Origin of the sequence: Geminicoccus sp. (assembly GCF_036263595.1) — a bacterium.
In the GTDB taxonomy this organism is placed as follows: Bacteria; Pseudomonadota; Alphaproteobacteria; order Geminicoccales; family Geminicoccaceae; genus Geminicoccus.
In genome coordinates, this window is sequence record NZ_DATAGQ010000243.1 from 1 (window position 1) to 17,255 (window position 17,255).

21 protein-coding genes are annotated in these 17,255 nt (G+C 60.7%); 18 read left to right on the forward strand and 3 right to left on the reverse strand.

Annotation, left to right across the window (positions count from 1 at the left end):
* A partial coding sequence (locus tag VHL31_RS26395; RefSeq protein ID WP_329664237.1) for a DUF6680 family protein occupies positions 1-450 on the forward strand: 450 nt, incomplete at its 5' end.
* Between the two features lie 78 nt (positions 451-528).
* Here the strand turns inward: VHL31_RS26395 and VHL31_RS26400 are convergent.
* Positions 529-1,008 (reverse strand): hypothetical protein, encoded by a 480-nt coding sequence (locus tag VHL31_RS26400; protein ID WP_329664238.1) that lies wholly within the window; start codon positions 1,006-1,008, stop codon positions 529-531.
* A 597-nt stretch (positions 1,009-1,605) separates the two neighbouring features.
* On the opposite strand from VHL31_RS26400, the gene VHL31_RS26405 reads away from it, so the two are divergent.
* On the forward strand, positions 1,606-2,763 hold the full coding sequence (locus VHL31_RS26405; protein ID WP_329664239.1) for a pentapeptide repeat-containing protein: 1,158 nt from the start codon (positions 1,606-1,608) through the stop codon (positions 2,761-2,763).
* 9 nt (positions 2,764-2,772) lie between these two features.
* Here the strand turns inward: VHL31_RS26405 and VHL31_RS26410 are convergent, their stop codons facing one another.
* Positions 2,773-2,970 (reverse strand): hypothetical protein, encoded by a 198-nt coding sequence (locus VHL31_RS26410; RefSeq protein WP_329664240.1) that lies wholly within the window; start codon positions 2,968-2,970, stop codon positions 2,773-2,775.
* 186 nt (positions 2,971-3,156) lie between these two features.
* On the opposite strand from VHL31_RS26410, the gene VHL31_RS26415 reads away from it, so the two are divergent.
* The 14 genes from VHL31_RS26415 (at position 3,157) to VHL31_RS26475 (ending at position 14,903) form a co-directional block, all read left to right on the forward strand.
* Positions 3,157-3,600 carry a hypothetical protein gene (locus tag VHL31_RS26415; RefSeq protein ID WP_329664241.1) on the forward strand — a complete coding sequence of 148 codons (444 nt, stop codon included), beginning with the start codon at positions 3,157-3,159 and terminating at the stop codon, positions 3,598-3,600.
* Positions 3,601-3,697: 97 nt separating this feature from the next.
* Positions 3,698-4,159 (forward strand): hypothetical protein, encoded by a 462-nt coding sequence (locus VHL31_RS26420; protein ID WP_329664242.1) that lies wholly within the window; start codon positions 3,698-3,700, stop codon positions 4,157-4,159.
* Between the two features lie 271 nt (positions 4,160-4,430).
* Positions 4,431-7,259 (forward strand): virulence-associated E family protein, encoded by a 2,829-nt coding sequence (locus tag VHL31_RS26425; protein WP_329664243.1) that lies wholly within the window; start codon positions 4,431-4,433, stop codon positions 7,257-7,259.
* Positions 7,256-7,636, forward strand: a complete 381-nt coding sequence (locus tag VHL31_RS26430) for a hypothetical protein (RefSeq protein WP_329664244.1) — start codon at positions 7,256-7,258, stop codon at positions 7,634-7,636. Before VHL31_RS26425 ends, VHL31_RS26430 begins: the two co-directional genes overlap by 4 nt.
* Entirely contained in the window at positions 7,636-7,869 is a 234-nt protein-coding gene (locus VHL31_RS26435; protein WP_329664245.1) for a hypothetical protein, read from the forward strand. Before VHL31_RS26430 ends, VHL31_RS26435 begins: the two co-directional genes overlap by 1 nt.
* Before the next feature lie 140 nt (positions 7,870-8,009).
* Positions 8,010-8,351: a hypothetical protein gene (locus VHL31_RS26440; protein WP_329664246.1), complete on the forward strand. Its 342-nt coding sequence runs from the start codon at positions 8,010-8,012 to the stop codon at positions 8,349-8,351.
* 156 nt (positions 8,352-8,507) lie between these two features.
* A complete protein-coding gene (locus VHL31_RS26445; RefSeq protein ID WP_329664247.1) occupies positions 8,508-9,728 on the forward strand; it encodes a phage portal protein in 1,221 nt (406 codons plus the stop codon).
* Complete coding sequence (locus VHL31_RS26450) at positions 9,718-10,263, forward strand: HK97 family phage prohead protease (RefSeq protein WP_329664248.1); 546 nt, start codon at positions 9,718-9,720, stop codon at positions 10,261-10,263. The genes VHL31_RS26445 and VHL31_RS26450 overlap by 11 nt, the downstream gene beginning before the upstream one ends.
* Positions 10,263-11,408: a phage major capsid protein gene (locus VHL31_RS26455; RefSeq protein ID WP_329664249.1), complete on the forward strand. Its 1,146-nt coding sequence runs from the start codon at positions 10,263-10,265 to the stop codon at positions 11,406-11,408. The genes VHL31_RS26450 and VHL31_RS26455 overlap by 1 nt, the downstream gene beginning before the upstream one ends.
* 11 nt (positions 11,409-11,419) lie before the next feature.
* On the forward strand, positions 11,420-11,806 hold the full coding sequence (locus tag VHL31_RS26460; RefSeq protein WP_329664250.1) for a hypothetical protein: 387 nt from the start codon (positions 11,420-11,422) through the stop codon (positions 11,804-11,806).
* A gap of 43 nt (positions 11,807-11,849) precedes the next feature.
* Entirely contained in the window at positions 11,850-12,404 is a 555-nt protein-coding gene (locus VHL31_RS26465) for a head-tail connector protein (protein WP_329664251.1), read from the forward strand.
* 5 nt (positions 12,405-12,409) lie between these two features.
* Positions 12,410-12,769, forward strand: coding sequence for an HNH endonuclease signature motif containing protein (locus VHL31_RS26795; protein WP_349262563.1), 360 nt, complete (start codon positions 12,410-12,412; stop codon positions 12,767-12,769).
* A 135-nt stretch (positions 12,770-12,904) separates the two neighbouring features.
* Positions 12,905-13,312, forward strand: a complete 408-nt coding sequence (locus VHL31_RS26470) for a phage terminase small subunit P27 family (RefSeq protein WP_329664252.1) — start codon at positions 12,905-12,907, stop codon at positions 13,310-13,312.
* Positions 13,284-14,903 (forward strand): terminase large subunit, encoded by a 1,620-nt coding sequence (locus VHL31_RS26475; protein WP_329664253.1) that lies wholly within the window; start codon positions 13,284-13,286, stop codon positions 14,901-14,903. Before VHL31_RS26470 ends, VHL31_RS26475 begins: the two co-directional genes overlap by 29 nt.
* Positions 14,904-14,914: 11 nt before the next feature.
* Here VHL31_RS26475 and VHL31_RS26480 read toward each other — a convergent pair whose 3' ends face one another.
* The gene (locus VHL31_RS26480; RefSeq protein WP_329664254.1) at positions 14,915-15,574 is read right to left on the reverse strand and encodes a hypothetical protein; all 660 of its coding nucleotides are present in this window, start codon (positions 15,572-15,574) and stop codon (positions 14,915-14,917) included.
* Between the two features lie 312 nt (positions 15,575-15,886).
* On the opposite strand from VHL31_RS26480, the gene VHL31_RS26485 reads away from it, so the two are divergent.
* Complete coding sequence (locus VHL31_RS26485) at positions 15,887-16,999, forward strand: hypothetical protein (RefSeq protein WP_329664255.1); 1,113 nt, start codon at positions 15,887-15,889, stop codon at positions 16,997-16,999.
* A 49-nt stretch (positions 17,000-17,048) separates the two neighbouring features.
* Positions 17,049-17,255, forward strand: a 207-nt coding sequence (locus tag VHL31_RS26490) for a DUF6680 family protein (protein ID WP_329664256.1), incomplete at its 3' end; no start/stop codon positions are given.

The following is a 17,255-nucleotide window of genomic DNA, read 5'->3' on the forward strand; positions in this document are numbered from 1 at the left end:
ACTTTTTGGCGTAGCGCGACAGAAGCAAAGTATTCTAGGCGGCTCGCTGTGTTCAGGATCTTAATGGCAACCAGGAAGGTCGGCATCTCGCAGGATCACGTAAACGCGCTCAACTTGGTTGAAGTAGATTTCTATGGGTGCAAGCAAGTCGAGACAGCCTGGAAGGAATACAAAAATCACTTGAACACCCGCTCTACCGAACTAGCTGCATGGTCGGAGGCCAAGGAACAACTGTTGGCCAAGTTGCTACATTCTATGGCGTCGACCTTAGGCTTCAACATCGCAGCGATTGACATCTTCAAAGGCGGCTATGCTCCGGAAGGGTGGCAATTCCGAGAGAATCAGCAGCACACCATCAGTGAATACATGATTGACCTCTCGGCTGGTCGGAAAGCCGTTCCAATCTTCATTCACCCAAGCAGCAACGAAACCGGCAATGGTCAAGGATAGATGATGCTGCCGGCGGATGACCTAGAGCTATCTGAAGCCTTCCAGACGGGGCCTTAAATGCGCCCTATGTTCTCATAATTATACTTGAACTTGAGAATTCTCTGAGACAGGTCCCAGAGGACCAGCAATGACTGGAATTGGTGAAGCGGTCGTAGCAAGATTAGTGGCTATATCTGCAAGTCCTAGTTGAACCTGAATCTTCTCTGCAATTTTTGCATGGTCCATTTTATAATGATCAATTGCTTCCTTCGCATGCCTTAGAACATAATCCACTCCAGCGTTTATTTCTGGACTAAAGCCGGGCACTACAACTCTGTTGCTAATTAGCTTGTTGGTGGCATGTTGTTGCACAGCGCCCAAGCTGTTCCGCACAGCGTTCCCTAGCAGAGTCGCCATCTGTTGGTTCTTAATCTTGGCGTTGATAATGCCTACTGCAACTGCAATCACAATCGGCATTAGCGCATTGATCAACGCAACAATTACGTCCGTAAGATCAATTTCTGACATTTCTGCACCTGACCTAGCCTTGCTCAATAATATGGTGAAGCTCTCCTTCAATCAAGTTCATGATGCAAGGACCAGAAAGGTTAGAACGGCAAAGGCTGGCTGCGAACGATCGGGTCGTAGCAAGTATCATTGACGCAGTGGTTGACGCATTTCCCTTGCTGGTTGTCACTTAACAGGCCCTTGCAAACTGTCGGTGGTACCGACGTATGGTCCACATGGCCCCACCTCCATCTTCCATAAAATCCCTACCCGGAAGGGCGTGGAAGTGCTTGGGAAGTGCCTAGCGCACCTCTTTATAGTCCCGCTGGCCAGCCGGGTGCGGGCGACTTCGGCGAGGGCCGGATCGACTTGATCCGGACGGGCAGCTGTTACTTGGCGGCACCGGCCGGTTGAGCGGTTGAGGAGGCTCAGGACTCCTGGGCGGAAAGCCATTGTGATGGCCGCCGAAGCCGGTCGACATCGCCCTGACCAACCTCTGCAGGGAGCCGGCGCATGCCGCATCGTCCATGGTCCCGGCGCCTGCCGGGCGTCCTTCTCGGCTGTCTCCTGCTCATCGGCAGTGCCCATGCCCAGGAGCCGGCACCCGAGCCATGTCCGCATCCCGAGAGGTGGAAGCCATCAACGAAGTACCTGCAGACAGCGCTGCTGATGCACGAGCTTTGGTTGCAATGGAGGAAAGGGGACTCTGGAAATTCGGGTAGAGCGAACCTCTGCAACGCCAACCTGTCGGGAGCCGACCTCCACGAGACCAACCTGAGAGACGCCGAACTCCAGGGGGCCGACCTGACGCGGGCCAACCTCCAGAGGGCTGAGCTGTGGGGGGCTAACCTCCAGGGAGCCATCTTGGCGTATGTCGAACTCCAGGGGGCCGACCTGTCGGGGGCCAACCTCCAGAGGGCTGAGCTGTGGGGGGCCAACCTCCAGAGGGCTGGGCTGTGGGGGGCTAACCTCCAGGGAGCCAGCTTGGCGTATGCCGAACTCCAGGGGGCCTACCTGACGCAAGCCAACCTCCACAAGGCCATCTTGGCGTATGCCAAGCTCCAGGAGACTGACCTACAGCGAGCTAACCTCCGGGAAGCTGACCTAACGCAGGCTAACCTCCAGGAGGCCAATCTAACGCGAGCTAACCTCCAGGAGGTCGACTTATGGGGTGCTGACCTCCAGGAGGCCAACCTGGCGGGTGCACGGCTCCAGGAGGCCACCCGCACGCAGGCCAAGCTCCAGGGAGCTTTCCTGCGCGACCTTGAGCGAGAGGACATCTATCTCATTGAACACAACACAACTCGCCATCTGCTCACTCGTGAGGGCCAGATCCGCTGGGACGAGCCGCTCAAGCTAATCGAGGGCAGCTTCCGCTCAGTGTTCTTCAGGATACCAGTTGCTTATGGTCTTGAGCCAGGTCGTGCCCTTCTGATCCTGGTCGGCTCCATCGCTGTCTTCGCCCTAATCTACTTTGTTCCTTTATCTCGGAGCGGCAACGGCGGCATCTATCGGATCTGGCCGAAGGGACGGCTGGCGCCGAAGTGGCCGCAGATAGGATGGGAGGAGGAGATCAAGATAGAACAGCTCCGTCCAAGGAGCTGGTGGCAGCGGCTCGGCACTGCCTTGCAGTTCAGTGCCATCTCGGCCTTCCATTTGGGCTGGCGCGACCTGAACGTCGGCACCTGGCTGTCCCGGCTGCAGACCCGGGAGTATGCCCTCCAGGCGACCGGCTGGGTGCGAACGGTGGCTGGGCTCCAGTCGCTCTTGAGCGTGTACCTGCTGGCGATGTGGGCGCTGACGTATTTCGGGCGGCCGTTCGGGTAGGCCTCCTGCCTACCGCTCCACTATCGTTATCGTGAGCCGGTTCTTCGTTCGGTTCTTGCAGCGGGTGCAGACCAGCTGGTGCTGGAGGTTGATTAGCAGGGTGTGGGGCGGCCGGTTGGCGGTGAGCCGGCTGACCGGCATGGTCGAGAAGTAGGGGCAGGCGCTACAGGCAGCGGTCACGACATCCCAAGGCCGCAGGTCCGCCATGGTGATCTCGTACCTGGGCTTCTCGTTCCTGTTTCGTTCTATAACTGAGAGTTAATGGCGAGCTGACTGTACTGGCAAGGGGTGTGGCCGTCCTGCGCTCGCCAAGCGGTCGCCCGATCACCTACGCTCACCCGAGCGACCGTCGGTCGCTCACCTGAGCAACTATCGAGCAGGATTGGCCACCGCATGAGCGAGACTATCCCGCCGACCGGCCCCTTGCGGCTGACCTATGCTGAGCTGGCCCAGCGCTTGGGCGTGTCGGTCGATGGAGCCCGTACAAGGGCACGGCGGCGTGGCTGGCCGGTCTCACTCGGCAATGACGGCAAAGCGATGGTCACAGTGGCCGAGGGCGACCTCCAAGAAGTGCTTAACCGGGCGACGGGTGAGCGACCACCGAGCGACCAAGCACTGCTCACCGAGCAAGGGGCGGTCGCGACCAGCCATCTGCTCACCCTGGTGACCGCCCTCCAGGAAGACCTGAAGGAAGCCATGGCCAGCTATGCTACCGAGGCAGCGCGTGCTGCAGCGGCGGAGAGCGCGCTGGCCGAGGTGCGGGATGCCCTGGCCCACGAACGGGAAGTAAATGCCGAGCTGCGCCGGCCCTGGTGGGTGCGCTGGTGGCCGCGTTAGGCTTCGTACAACGCTGTTAGTTTTAGAAATTGGCAATTGCCATTGTATATTGCAACAGATCATGTACATTGGGTCCTCAGACTTCGGAGGACACAGCATGACAATCCTGAACCGAACAGCCCGCACCCCTGTCGCGACAAGGATCGCGCGCGTGGACCGGCAGCGCTTCAACGAGGCGGTCGCTGGCGGTCTGTATCCCTGCGCCCCGTCTACAGTGTCGGGTACACCCCGCATCTTCGACGTGAACGATATCGTGATCCTAGTAGTCTGGAGTGAGCTCCTGAAGGAAGGTCTACCCCCTCGGAAAGCTGGTGGAATTGCCTGCGGCCTCCGCAGCCTGCTCATCGAGCATCCCGAAGCAGAACGCGTTGTTTTCGTCATCAACTCGTACGGTCGCTCTATCTGGGACCTTCGTGAAAACATTCCGCTCGAAGCCAACACGATCGGCGGCACCTTCATCGTCTCAATCAAAGAGTGGTTCCTTGGACCGATCCGCGCTCGCGTAGTCCGAGAGCTTGAGGAAGAGGCCGGCACCGTCGGCACCGCTGACGACGAATAGCGGGAGATCTTTCCATGGTTGAGAAGGCCCAGTCCCCTTCGGGAGGAAAGCTTCCCGCTTGCCTGCCGGCACATCTCAACAGGCCCCGCCTCCGTCGTGATAAGGCCAGCCAGTTTTTGGATGAGGTTTTAGGCCTCCAGTACGCCAGGGCCACGCTGGCGAAACTCGCTTCCACCGGCGGCGGTCCGCCGATCGAGAAGGTTGGACGGACCCCGTATTATCCGACAGAGCCGCTGTACAATTGGGGCCTGTCAAAGCTGGAGCGCCGCTAATGGACGTGGTTCTGAACGAGGAAAGGCCGGTCTCGCCAAAGACCGGCCCCTCGATTGATCAACGGCACTTCTCAAATACCACGCGTCACATCGGGTCGTCAGCCCCCAACGAGGGCCATAGCCAACAAACGCTACAGCCTGATCCCGAGCAAGCACGGGAGTTCTTCGGCCGGGTGTTCCGGCACGCGCCGGACGGCGGGTTCTACAGCTTCCGCGCGTTCCACCACGACTCCGACAGGCCGCCAGCGCAAATCAAGGCCGAGCCGTTTGAGAATACCGACGCCGGCATGGACAGGCTGGTCAACGTGGCAGCGAGGGAAATGCACTGCGCCGCCGCCTGGCCAGTTGGCATCGTGTTGGCCCCACCAATCGCCCTGTTCGCAAGTAAGGACAAAGCAGGCGAAGCTGATCTTGTCTGTGCACCCGCCCTGGCGATCGACTGCGACGCCCGGCCGGCCGACTGCGTCCAGCAGATCCAAGGGTTGCTCGGCACCGCCACCGTGATCGTCGCCACTGGCGGCACCTGGACTGATCCCAACACCGGCGAGGTGCAGGATAAGGTTCACGTCGTCTACCGCCTGCGCGAGCCGGCCGTGGATGTGGAGGGGTTCACCAAGGTCAAGCGCTGCAACCTTCTGATGGCCAAGCTGATCGGCAGCGATCCGAGCGCAGCGCCACCGTCACACCCGATGCGCCTGGCGGGCAGCCTGCACACCAAGAACAAGAACGACCCCAGGCTTTCCCGCATCATCGGCGGCAACCCCGAAGCCGAGATCGATCTGGATGACGCGCTGGAGCGCCTCGAGGACGCTTATCGTCAGCATAGAGACGCTGCCGGCGGTCAAGCAAAGGCTCGGATTGCATACTCCGGCGAGCACCAAGAAAAAGCCGAGCCAACCGATACCCTCGTCAAGCAGATCCTGACCGGTGACGCCTACCATGGCCCTCTGCGTGCCTTAGCGTGGCGTCTTGCTCAAGATGGGATGACCGGCGGGAAGATCGTTAAAACCCTTCGTGGGTTCATGGATGCCGTCCCTCCTGAGCGTCGGGACGGAGACGAGCCTGGCCGGTGGCAAAGTCGATACAATGACATCCCTCGCACTGTTGGTACTGCGCAGGAGAAGCTGAAGAAAGAGGCGGCCGATGCAGAGGCCAAGGCAGCCAAAGAGCCTCAGGCCGATGAGGTGGTTCCGGCTTGGTGGACATCCATGGACCCGACCAAGTGGTCGCACCTGCTGAAGACTACGGGGAAAGGTGCTCCCCGAGACTGCTTGGCTAACGTCGCCATTGTTCTACGGACCGATCCCGTGTTCTCCGGCAAGATCCGTCACGACGAGCTGCTGAATGCACCGATCGCTGACGGGATGCCGTGGCATCCGGCGAATCCTGGAGCGCTGCCGTGGACCGACGCCGATGACTTGCGTATCGCCGATGCGATGCAGCACCACGAGGTTTTTGTAAAACCCACCACGGTTGCTGGCGGCGTGCAGTTGGTCGCGAGCGAGAACCGCTTTCACCCGGTCCGCGACTGGCTCGACACGCTTGTCTGGGATGGGACCAAGCGGTTGTCGACGTGGCTGCACACATATCTCAAGGTCAAGGACTCTCCCTACGCAAAGGCGGTTGGCCGCAAGTTCATGATTGGTGGAGTGGCCCGAGTGCGAGAGCCGGGCTGCAAGGTCGACAATGCGCTGATCCTCGAAGGCGATCAGGATCTCGGAAAGTCGTCGGTCGCCAACGCTCTGGCAGTAAACGATCGCTGGTTCACCGACTCAATATCAGATCTTGGCTCAAAGGATTCCGCCCAGGATCTTTGCGGCAAGTGGGTGATCGAGCTGGGCGAATTGTCCGCCATGCGGAAGAACGACCTGGAGCGGACGAAGGCCTTCATGACCCGCCGCACCGATCACTACCGCCCGAGTTATGGGCGTAGGGCCGAAGACTTCCCCCGCCAATGCGTCTTCATCGGCAGCACCAACCAGGATGCCTACCTTCACGATGAAACCGGCAACCGCCGGTTCTGGCCGGTAAAGGTCGGCAAGATGATCGACCTCGATGGGTTGTGTGCCAACGTGGCCCAGCTCTGGGCCGAAGCCGACGTGGAGTTCAAGGCTGGGGCAAAATGGTGGCTGACTGATGAGGAGAAGCCTGATGCAGCCGCGGAACAGGAGGCTCGCCGCGTGCTCGACCCATGGGCGCAGGTCATCGAGAAGTGGCTGGTTCAGGTGGATAAGAACGGTACCCGCCTCCGAGCGGCCACCGCGCCCGTTTTGATCGACGACATCCTGGACAGTGTGATCCACATCCCGATCGAGCGGCGTGACCAGACCGTGCAGAAGAGGGTCGCGGGGATCCTGCGTGGGTGGAAATGGGTGCGGCTGAAGAAGCGCCTTTCCAAGGATGCGAAGGGCGATCGGAGCCGGCCATGGGCTTGGTGGCCGCCGGGGACCAGCGAGGACGACGATGAGGGCGCTGGCGAAGAAGCTCCTAGGGAAAGCACAGATGGCCCCCGCGGACCCCGTGGCTCCAATGATACGGGGTCCAGCCAAACAGCTGAAAACACTGCAAAAAAAGCAGATGGACCCCGTGGACCCTGTGGACCCCGTGATTCTGAAACTTCTAAAGCCGACGAACTCCCTTCGGACACTCGCGATGCTGAGCGTTCTCAGAAGTTTCGCGAAAACCGGGGGGCAACAGGGTCCACGGGGTCCACGTCTAAAAAAGCGAGGGTCACCAATGGATTAGCTGGACCCCGTACCACGGGCGCACCGGGGTCCACTGTCAGCACGGGGTCCAGCCCAGCCTCCGGATGGAGGATCGAGGCATGACCGCGCTCGATCTTCTGAGCCGGCTCATGCTGGATGGCGTCGAATTGCACGTGCAGGCCGGTAAACTGGAGCTTTATGGTCATGGCCCTCCACCCGACGATGTCACCTTGGTCGAGGTCCGGGCCCACAAGTCGGAACTGATCGCGCTGCTGGATGGCACGACCTGCCGGTGGTGCAGGCATCCGATCGATTGGAAGTTCAGCCCGGCGATCGCACTGGGGGATGGCACCAGCCTGCATGGCCACTGCCACGAGCCGTTCCACGTCGACCGGATCATGCGAAATGCGGCGCGGGCGGTAGATCCTGCCCTAGCCGATGATCCGGCAGAGGTTGGCCTCCATGGAGACCTTCCCACGATTGATCAGGAGGCTGCCTGATGCAGAACCCCAGCACCCGCCGCATCGTGGTCCGCACCCGCTCGGGCTGGCGGGACATTCCGGTCGAGACGCGAATCATCACCAAACCACCGCGCAAGAGGCTGAGAGAGGACGAGCCACTGGAGCGCTTGGTGGAGCGCGGCGATGAGTTGGTGGGGTTGATCGCGGGTGACTACGGGCGCTTCCGGCTGATAGTCAGAGACGATGGGCCGAGAACTTGGGTGGCTACATAGGGGATTGCCGGTGCGGCTTGTCAGCCAAGGAATATGCATTCTATTTTAAGTAGGCCTCCCCTGACTGCGGGCTACACTACCCTGGTAGTTTAGCAGCACCAACGAGTACGAATCGTTCTTCAGAATAAAGGAGAAAGGATATGAACTTCACTGCACCGAGATCGAACCGCAGGCCTGGTTCCAATATTTTTGCTGCTTTGATGGGACTATTTTTGCTGGGCTTTGCCGCTCTAACATTTTTGTTGGAACGCAATCCCCTTGAAGAGATCCCATATCACTACATCGTAGCTGCTACATCCTTACTATTTGGAGCTATCCTCCTGATATGGGTAAAAAGTGACTGGACACACTGGATTGGCAACGAGACTGTCAACATGGTAGTTGGCGTGGTTGCCGCACTGATCGCGATCATTGCTTTTGCTCAAGACATTGAGAAGAAACCCAGCTCTGAGGCCAAAACTTCATCTGCCAGTCAGGAATAGTGAACATTCTTAAGACGATAAGTGCCGGCGTCTAGAAGTCAATCCGGGAACACGCCGGAATATTCCAGAACATCTAGTTTTCTCAGCCTAGCCGTTCCTGTTTGACTTGATCAGGCTTAACCTGCGTAGTGTCCACTGGAACTACTCGGGCTGTGCATGTTTGAGCGGCTGAAGCATTTCTTGGGGATCGAGAAGCGCTACGACTTGGCGAGTTCTTCGCCGGAGATGCTGGCGCTGTTTGGTGCCACGCCTACGGCCGCTGGTGTCAGTGTCTCGGCCGAGAATGCATTGCGCAGCCCGACGACATTGGCGGCTGTGCGAGCGATCTCTGAAGGCATTGGCTCGCTGCCAGTGCATTTGTTCCGCCGACGCCCGGATGGAACTCGCGAAAGGGACACCACCCATCCGGCAGCGGCGCTGTTGGCTGGCGATTGGAACCCTTGGACGGGTGCCGTCGAGGGCAAGACCGCTCTGCAACTGGATAGCCTGCTGTTCGGCGTTGGGTATGCCCAGGTGATCCGCACCGGCCCGACGCCGCGTGAGTTGCACCATCTCGACCCCAGGGACGTGACCCAGGATCTGACCGGCCCGGAGCCTCGCTTCCGGTACCGCGAGAACAGTGTCGAGCGGATCTTGGACTGGCGCAACGTCTTGCGCGTGGCCACGCCTGGCTCGATCGGCAACCGAGTGGTTTGCCTGACCCATCATCTTCGTGAGGTGATCGGCGTCGATATCATCATGGCCGAGCACCAGAGCCGGCTGTTTGCGAATGGTGCCCGGCCGTCCGGCGTCTTGAAGACCGGCAAGCCACTGGGACCAGAAGTCATCAAGCGCCTGCGAGAGTCGTTCAATGCCGCACAATCTGGCGGCGCCAATTCCGGTCGAACGTTGGTCTTGGAAGATGGCCTGGACTTCGAGGCCTTGCAGTTCAGCAGCACGGACAGCCAGTTCATGGAACTGCGACGGCTGGTCATGCAAGAGATCGCCCGAGGCTATAAGGTACCTGGAACACTTGTTGGCGATCTAGAGCGCGCCACGTGGAGAAACGTTGAGGAATTACAAAGACAGTTTGTACAAACTTGTCTGATGCCTTGGGCTGAGGCTTGGCAGGTAGCCCTAGAGCGAGTGTTGCTCAGCCGTGAGGAGCGGCAGGAATACTTCCTAGAATTCATCTTTGACGACCTGCTCCGTGGCGACCTCGCCGGCCGCTTCAGCGCCTACCGGCAAGCCACCGGCGGATCCTGGCTCACCCCGAACGAGGTCCGCGCGCTCGACAACCGCCCGCCGATCGACGGTGGCGACGAGCTGATCCGACAGGCCGGACAGGCAGAAGCCTCCACCCCTGCTGCATCGACGGAGCCTGCCAATGGCGCGTGAGACCAAGACCCTCGCCGCATCCGAGGTCCGGTTCGCCACCGATGAGACCGGCACCTTCTCCGGCTATGCCAGCGTGTTCGGCGAGCCGGATAGCTTCGGCGACACGATCAAGCCCGGCGCCTTCCGGAAGTCGCTGGCCAAGCGCTCGGCCACCGGTGGCCCGGCGATGTTCTGGAACCACAACCCGGACCAGCCGATCGGCGTGTGGACGGAGCTGGTCGAGGATGCCCGCGGCCTGAAGGCTACCGGCAAGCTGGTGACGGAGACGGCCAAGGGTGCGGAAGCCCTGGCCCTGCTCAAGGCTGGCGCCGTCAACGGCCTGTCGATCGGCTTTCGAGCAGTAGCGTCCGAGCGCGGCCCGAATGGTGGCCGGGTGCTGACTGCCATCGACCTGGTCGAGGTCAGCCTGGTGACCCTGCCAGCGGCATCCAATGCCCGTGTCACGCAGATCCGCAACGCAACCCACTCGATCGCCACGTCGGCGTTCGTCCAGGCGGCCCGTCGTGCCGTCATCGCCATCAAGAGGACCTACTGATGGACGTCTCCCTTGAAACCCGCAGCGAGGCCGATGACACCCTCGATCCTGCCGTGCAGGCGGTCAACGAATTGCGCAGCGCCGTCGACGGCCACCGCACAGCACTGGATGCCCGGCTCAGCAACGAGCTGAAGTCGATCACTGACCGGCTCGACCAGATCGATGTCCGCACCCAGCGGCCCGGCGGTGGCAGCGAGCGCCGCGAAGACCAGGGCGACCTGCAGCGCCGCGCTTTCGGTGGCTTTTTGCGCCATGGCCCGGAGCGGATGCAGGCCGAGGAAGCCCGCAGCCTGGTCGTCAGCGACGACGCCCGTGGCGGCTATCTGGCCCCGCCGGAGTTCTCGAACGACGTCCTGAAGCAGATCGTCGAGTTCTCGCCGATCAGGCAGGCGGCCCGCGTCGGCACGACGTCGGCCGGTTCCGTGATCCTGCCCAAGCGCCTGACCACACCGACGGCGCGCTGGGTTGGCGAGACCGAGCTGCACCAGGAAACCGGGATGACTTACGGCCAGACCGAGGTCGAGGTCCATGAGGCGGCCTGCTTCGTCGACGTGAGCATGCGCCTCCTCGAGGACGCCGCGATCAACGTCGAGAACGAGGTCGCGTCCGACCTGGCCGAGGAGTTCGGCCGGCTGGAAGGTGAAGCGTTCGTCCTGGGCGACGGTTTCAAGAAGCCGCACGGCATCCTGACGGATCCGGCCATCGACTTCGTCGTGAGCGGCCATGCCACGGAGATCACCGTCTCCAGCCTGGTCACGCTGATGTACAGCATGCCGAGCTACTACAGGCTGCGCGGCTCCTGGCTGATGAACGGACACACGCTCGCCGCGGTCCGCAGGTTCACCGACACCAGCGGCGCCTTCCTCTGGCAGCCGAGCCTCCAGCTTGGTCAGCCGGAGACCCTGTTGGGCCGCCCGGTGATCGAAGCGGTGGACATGCCTGACATCGGAGCAGGTGCCTTCCCGATCGCGTTCGGCGACTTCGGTACGGCCTACCGGATCTACGACAAGCCGGTCCTGTCGATCCTGCGTGATCCCTACACGATGGCTACCCGGTCCCTGGTCCGCTTCCACGCCCGCCGTCGGGTCGGTGGTGCCGTCGTGATGCCGGAAGCCATCCGCAAGCTGAAGATCGCTGCGAGCTAAGGAGCCAAATGATGCGTGACCTCGTCCACAACCTTGGCGTGGTGCCCATGGTGGCACCCGCCGTCCTCTCTGCCACCACGACATCCGACTCCGTCGATCTGCTCGACTTCGGCTCGGCCACGCTGGTGGTCAACACCGGTGCCATCGCCGGAGCCGGTGACTTCACCGCCAAGCTCCAGCACTCGGACACCACGACCGCCGGCGACTTCACCGACGTGGCGGCCGATGCCCTGATCGGCAGTCTGCCGGCCAGCCTCACCGCCAACTCCGTGGCAAAGGTCGGCTACTGGGGACACCGCCGCTATCTGCGGGCAGTGCTCACCAAGAACAGCGGCACCTCGATTGCGGCCAGCGCCGTGTTGGTGAAGGGCTATGCTCGCAACCGCCCCGTGGCCTGATGGGTCCGGCCTTCGGGCCGGTCTCGCACCTGAGGCGCCATCCATGCTGACCCTGGTCACGCCTCCGGTATCACTGCCAGTGACAGTTCAGGAGGCCAAGGACTTCTGCCGCGTCACCCATGACGACGAGGATGCCGGGATTGCGGCGATGATCGGTGCGGCCACCGCCGCCCTGGATGGACCTGAGGGCCTGCTCGGTCGGGCCCTGATGACCCAGACCTGGCGGCTCACCCTCGATCGCTTTCCGCCGATGATCAGCGTGCCGATGCCACCCTGCCAGGCTGTCACGTCGATCAGCTACCTCGACGCAACCGGCATCGAGTGGGTGCTGAGCCCCGATGCCTATGAGGTCACCGGCCTGGGTGGACACATTGCTGCCAAGATCCGCCCCTTGCGCGGTACTAGCTGGCCGCGTGCCCGCTACGGCGATGGCGCTGTCCAGGTCGAGTTCGTCGCCGGCTGGTCTGTGGTGCCCGAGCGGTTGCGACAGGCGATCCTCGCGCATGTGAGCTCGATGTACGACGGTCGTGAATGCCAAGCCGGTATGACGGCTGGCTACGACGACCTGGTGCGCTCCTACCGGCTCTGGTCGTTCTGATGCCGATGGCCCCGCCCAAGCACTGCCCCAAGCCCGGCCATCCGCCGTTTGTTGGTGCTGGCTGTCCTGTTTGTACGGCTGCCCGCCGTGTTGCCGTGGAAGCCAGGCGACCCTCGGCGCGTGCCCGTGGCTACGACAGCAAGTGGGAAGCGGCACGGCGTGGCTTCCTTGCGGCTCATCCAAGCTGCGCTTGCGGTAAGCCGGCTACCACGGTCGACCACGTCATCCCGCACAAGGGCGACACCAGCCTGTTCTGGTCCCGCTCCAACTGGTCGGCTGTCTGCGCCTCCTGCCACAGCAGGAAGACGGCCAGCGCTGATGGTGGGTTCGGCCATCCGATCCGGAATGTTGGCCATGACCGCTGACTTGCTCGGCTTGGTGCCGCTGCTCATGCATTCCACGGCTCAGGCACGGGGTATAGCTCAAGCTTTCCCAGCCTGGGTACAGGACCGTTGTCGCCACCTCGCGCGCAATTTTCTCGGCTTCTGGGGATTTCGGCGATGAGGGGCCGCAAGCCAAAGCTCAAGGTGATCGACGGCGGCCTCCTGCAGGGCCGTTGCCCGCCTGCCCCTGCTTGGCTCACGGCACAGGCGAAGGCGGAATGGCGACGGGCTGCCCCGGAGATCCACGGCCGCCGGCTGTTGACGCCAGACACGCTGGCGACCCTGGAGAGCTATTGCATCGCGGCCGGCATGGTCCGCGAGCTGGAAGAGGTCATGGGCCGGGATGGCCGCATGATCGAGACGGAAGACGGTCCCAAACCGCACCCCGCGTTCAAGATGCAGTCGGCCGCCATGCGCGAGGCACGGCTACTGGCGGCCGAACTCGGCTTCATGCCGCACCGGCGCGCTACCAAGACCAAGGAAGAGAGCAAGACCGATGAGTGGGCGGACGATCTTCTCGCCTGATCCGGCGCTCTACCCCGATCCTTCCGGCAGAGCTGGCCGCATCTGCCGGTTTGTGAACCGACTTCACTTATGGGAAGGCAGCCACGCCGGCCAAGCCTTCCACCTGCACGACTGGCAGAGCGCCATCATCCGCCGGATCTACGGCCCGACGACGGAGAACGGCGGCCGGCAGGTCCGCATGGCCTGCATCTGGATACCCAGGGGCAACGCCAAGACGACCTTGGCCTCCGCCCTGGCGCTGGCGCATTTTCTCGGCCCGGAAGCTGAGCCGGGCGGCCAGATCGTCATGGCCGCAGCCGATCGCGAGAATGCCGGCATCGCCTTCAACTCCGCGCACCAGTTCGTCCAGCAGGACCAGGTCCTGTCCAAGCGGGTGCGGCCGATCGAGAGCAGGAAGATCCTGCTGCATCCGGGCACGCAGGGGAAGATGTCGGCGATCAGCACGGAGGCCTACTCCAAGCACGGCCTGAACGTGAGCTTCTTCCTGGCCGATGAGGTGCATGCCTGGCCGGCAGCGGAAGCGAGGAAGCTGTTCGGCGTGGTGACCGACAGCATGGTCAAGCGCACCAATCCCCTCACCATCGTGATCTCCACCGCCGGTGAGGGCCAGGGCACGCTGGCGAGCGATCTCTGGCAGTACAGCCACAAGGTAGCCTCAGGTGAGATCGAGGATCCGACCTTCGCGCCGATCATCTTTGCGGCCGATCCGGCAGCGGATTGGAAGGACGAGCAGGCTTGGCGTTCGGCCAATCCCGCGATTGAGGCTGGCTTCCTGTCGCTCGAGGAGCTGCGCACCAAGGCCAAGCGGATCGCGCACTTCCCGGCGGAGATCTCCAGCTTCAAGCGCTTCCACTTGAACATCTGGACGGATGGCGCGGCTGAGCCGTGGGTGGATCTGGCCGTGTATGACCAAGCCGAGCCCATGCGGCCCGCTGCCGAGCTGCTGGGGCAGCCCTGCTGGGTGGGTGTCGATTTGTCGTCGGTGGAGGATTTGACGGCAGTAGTGGCAGTGTTCCCGCTTGAGGATGAGGACGAGGTCCGACGCTACGACGTCCTGCCGATGTTCTTCCTGCCGAAAGCCAACATCGCCCGCAAAGCCGAACAGGATCAGGCGGACTATCTGCGTTGGGCCGAGGCCGGGCACCTGCGCCTGACCCCCGGCAACGTGGTCGACTACAGCGGCGTGCTCGGCTGGATCGAGGAGCTTGCAGCGGACTACAGCGTCCAGGAGATCGCGATCGACCGCTGGAACAGTACGGCGGTCACCACGGCCCTGCAGGAGGCAGGCTTCACCGTCTCTGCCTTCGGCCAGGGTTTTGCCTCGATGGCCGCACCGGTGAAGGAGCTGAAGGCGGCGCTGCTGGCGGGCAGGTTCCGGCATGGCGGTAACCCGGTGCTGCGCTCCTGCTTCGGCAACGTGGCGGCGGAGACCGACGCGGCCGAGAACGAGAAGCTTCACAAGCGCCGCTCGCGCGGGCGGATCGATGGTGCGGTGGCTGCCGCGATGGCGGTTGGGCGCATCCTGGCGAACGAGACCGCACCTAGCATCTACACGACCGGCGAGAGATCAGACGGCCTCCTAAGCATCTAAATCAAAAGTTACTAAATACTAAATATTTTATTCATATTTGTTACAATATCTGTAAAGTTCTTTATATGAGGAAGAACAGATGTCATACTGTTCCAGTAGGATTTTGCAGCTATAGTATTAGTATTATCCGAAGCTATTTCTCTTTTGAGTAGCTCAAAATACTGAAAAGCTTCATTATTTTTTGAAGCTATTACTATTTTTTCTAATGTTATTAGGGTATTTTTTAAATCTTCATTTACATTATTATTATATTTATTAAAAGAATTTTCCACATATGATTTGTAAATTATATTTCCTTTGTTATTTTCCATATTTATCTTCTCTGCCTCCAGCACTTTTTGCATTTTTTCTCTGTTTTTCTCAGCAGTCCTGTCCTCAAGCTCTTTCACATCTCTCTCATAGAGGCCATTGGCTCTGCCCATTACAACAAAGAGGCCGATTGCCGATAAAAGTATTACGCCTATACCTATGGGAGATGGTCCCCTTTCAGCCAGAGTAATAGCCAGTATCATTCCACCAAAGAAACTAAAAAATAGTACTTGAATTACTATACCGTGGTTTCGGTATCTTCTTTCTATTCTTTTATGTTCCTCAGGAAAATAATGCCTGCTATCTGGTGATGGTTCAATCATCCTCTTTCGAGCCGCTAAGTGTACTGCTGCTAGATGCATGGCACCTCCTATTACAGGTATATGCGCCATTACCAATGTGGATCTGTACTTAATGTCTGAGGGCATCTTCTGCTAGCGCACGATCAACGATCCAGAAGAAAAATTACCAGCCGGCTATTCTCGTGTCTGGAATTCTCTCAGCACTCTACCTAAGGTTATAAAACGTATTCTACCTTAGGTGGTAGACGCGACGCTGCTGCCGCATGTCAGGAGCCGACTTCAACCCTGGACTGTCGCGCGACTGTCGCGCAAAGTTTCCACCGCGAAAGCAAACGGGCGAGCCGCTGGACACGGACTCGCCCGTCTAAATCGATGCGCCATGGCTTCTGCAACCAAGCCAAGGCGCAAACACCGCTGCTCGTGTTGGAGTCAACAGCGATGCTTGACGTTGCCGAATCTATGGCTGCCTTCACGCCGGGTCAAGAAGCGCAAGTAGCCGATGGCTACCTCCGTAAAGCGCATACTTTGATCCGCTGGCGCCCGCATGACCTTGTCCAGGCCCGGCGCGATCGTGAGGAACTATCTTCCCAGGCGCGGCTGCTCCTGATCGACCTGAACGACCTCCTTTTCGAGCGGAACGGCTGCCTGATCGACGACGATCCCCGTGTTGCCCGTGCCCTAGGTCGCGACATTAGGGTTTGGCGACGGCTGAAGGCTGTTCTGATCGCATGCGAGCGGCTCTGGATCGGTGACGACGACCACCTGCGCACCCGCGAGACGGAGGACGAGTTGCCGAAGGTCCGTGCCCGGATGGCGGCGGCGACGCGGACGGCCGCGTGTGGTCGAGTGGCCAGTAGTTCGGCAAGACTTCCGGAAGACTTCCGGCAGAAGTCCTCCCGTAAGCCGTTGATTCCCCAGGAGTCCGCTCAACACAGAGACAAAATCAGGAATCTCCCCCCTAACCCCCCGCCAAGCGGGGGGCAACCGGAGCCAACTCTGTTTGGTCAGGATGATCCTGCCTTTGACGAGGTGTGGGCAGCATGGCCAGCAGAGGGCCGTAAAAAACGTAAGCTTGGATACAAGCACTGGCAGGCGAAGCTGGCTGCCGGACTGCCAGTCGAGCTGTTGCAGGCGCGCTGCATGGATCGTGCTCGGGATCGGCGTGCCAAGATGGTCGGGCTGGCCAGTTTCCTGCGGGATGCCGACTTCGTAGGGGAGGCGATACGGGCAGACATGTCTGTACCGGTGTGGCCAGAGTTCGATCTGGACGAGGATGCCCTGCGCCGGGTCGATGTGGGCCTATTGCTCACCTGGGGAGGGCAGCTTCCGCTGGAGCGGGCCTATGCCACCATCGGCGAGGCGGAAGTCCTGCGGTTGGCCCGGCTGGCCCGGGTCCGGCAACTCGACCACCGCGATAGCTGGCGGCTGGTCGAGCAGGCCTGCATGCAAGCGGACCCAGAGTTCCGTCGGCCGGTGATGGAATGACGGCGGCATAAGTTAGCCATATCACTCGGCATCTCTAGTGAGTACCACAATGAATATTGACACTTGGGCAGTGGTACTGGCGACGGCGCTAGGGCCGATTGGCGCAGTTGCCATTACTTTTTGGCGTAGCGCGACAGAAGCAAAGTATTCTAGGCGGCTCGCTGTGTTCAGGATCTTAATGGCAACCAGGAAGGTCGGCATCTCGCAGGATCACGTAAACGCGCTCAACTTGGTTGAAGTAGATTTCTATGGGTGC

Excerpts from the sequence above, each read along its gene's own strand:
- VHL31_RS26475 (WP_329664253.1), top strand. The coding sequence starts at position 13,284 with ATGAGTGGGCGGACGATCTTCTCGCCTGATCCGGCGCTCTACCCCGAT.
- VHL31_RS26795 (WP_349262563.1), top strand. The coding sequence starts at position 12,410 with ATGGCCCCGCCCAAGCACTGCCCCAAGCCCGGCCATCCGCCGTTTGTT.
- VHL31_RS26430 (WP_329664244.1), top strand. The coding sequence starts at position 7,256 with ATGACCGCGCTCGATCTTCTGAGCCGGCTCATGCTGGATGGCGTCGAA.
- VHL31_RS26410 (WP_329664240.1), bottom strand. The coding sequence starts at position 2,970 with ATGGCGGACCTGCGGCCTTGGGATGTCGTGACCGCTGCCTGTAGCGCC.
- VHL31_RS26420 (WP_329664242.1), top strand. The coding sequence starts at position 3,698 with ATGACAATCCTGAACCGAACAGCCCGCACCCCTGTCGCGACAAGGATC.
- VHL31_RS26435 (WP_329664245.1), top strand. The coding sequence starts at position 7,636 with ATGCAGAACCCCAGCACCCGCCGCATCGTGGTCCGCACCCGCTCGGGC.
- VHL31_RS26445 (WP_329664247.1), top strand. The coding sequence starts at position 8,508 with ATGTTTGAGCGGCTGAAGCATTTCTTGGGGATCGAGAAGCGCTACGAC.
- VHL31_RS26460 (WP_329664250.1), top strand. The coding sequence starts at position 11,420 with ATGCGTGACCTCGTCCACAACCTTGGCGTGGTGCCCATGGTGGCACCC.
- VHL31_RS26480 (WP_329664254.1), bottom strand. The coding sequence starts at position 15,574 with ATGCATCTAGCAGCAGTACACTTAGCGGCTCGAAAGAGGATGATTGAA.
- VHL31_RS26470 (WP_329664252.1), top strand. The coding sequence starts at position 12,905 with ATGAGGGGCCGCAAGCCAAAGCTCAAGGTGATCGACGGCGGCCTCCTG.
- VHL31_RS26465 (WP_329664251.1), top strand. The coding sequence starts at position 11,850 with ATGCTGACCCTGGTCACGCCTCCGGTATCACTGCCAGTGACAGTTCAG.
- VHL31_RS26425 (WP_329664243.1), top strand. The coding sequence starts at position 4,431 with ATGGACGTGGTTCTGAACGAGGAAAGGCCGGTCTCGCCAAAGACCGGC.
- VHL31_RS26440 (WP_329664246.1), top strand. The coding sequence starts at position 8,010 with ATGAACTTCACTGCACCGAGATCGAACCGCAGGCCTGGTTCCAATATT.
- VHL31_RS26415 (WP_329664241.1), top strand. The coding sequence starts at position 3,157 with ATGAGCGAGACTATCCCGCCGACCGGCCCCTTGCGGCTGACCTATGCT.
- VHL31_RS26405 (WP_329664239.1), top strand. The coding sequence starts at position 1,606 with ATGCACGAGCTTTGGTTGCAATGGAGGAAAGGGGACTCTGGAAATTCG.
- VHL31_RS26450 (WP_329664248.1), top strand. The coding sequence starts at position 9,718 with ATGGCGCGTGAGACCAAGACCCTCGCCGCATCCGAGGTCCGGTTCGCC.
- VHL31_RS26455 (WP_329664249.1), top strand. The coding sequence starts at position 10,263 with ATGGACGTCTCCCTTGAAACCCGCAGCGAGGCCGATGACACCCTCGAT.
- VHL31_RS26485 (WP_329664255.1), top strand. The coding sequence starts at position 15,887 with ATGCGCCATGGCTTCTGCAACCAAGCCAAGGCGCAAACACCGCTGCTC.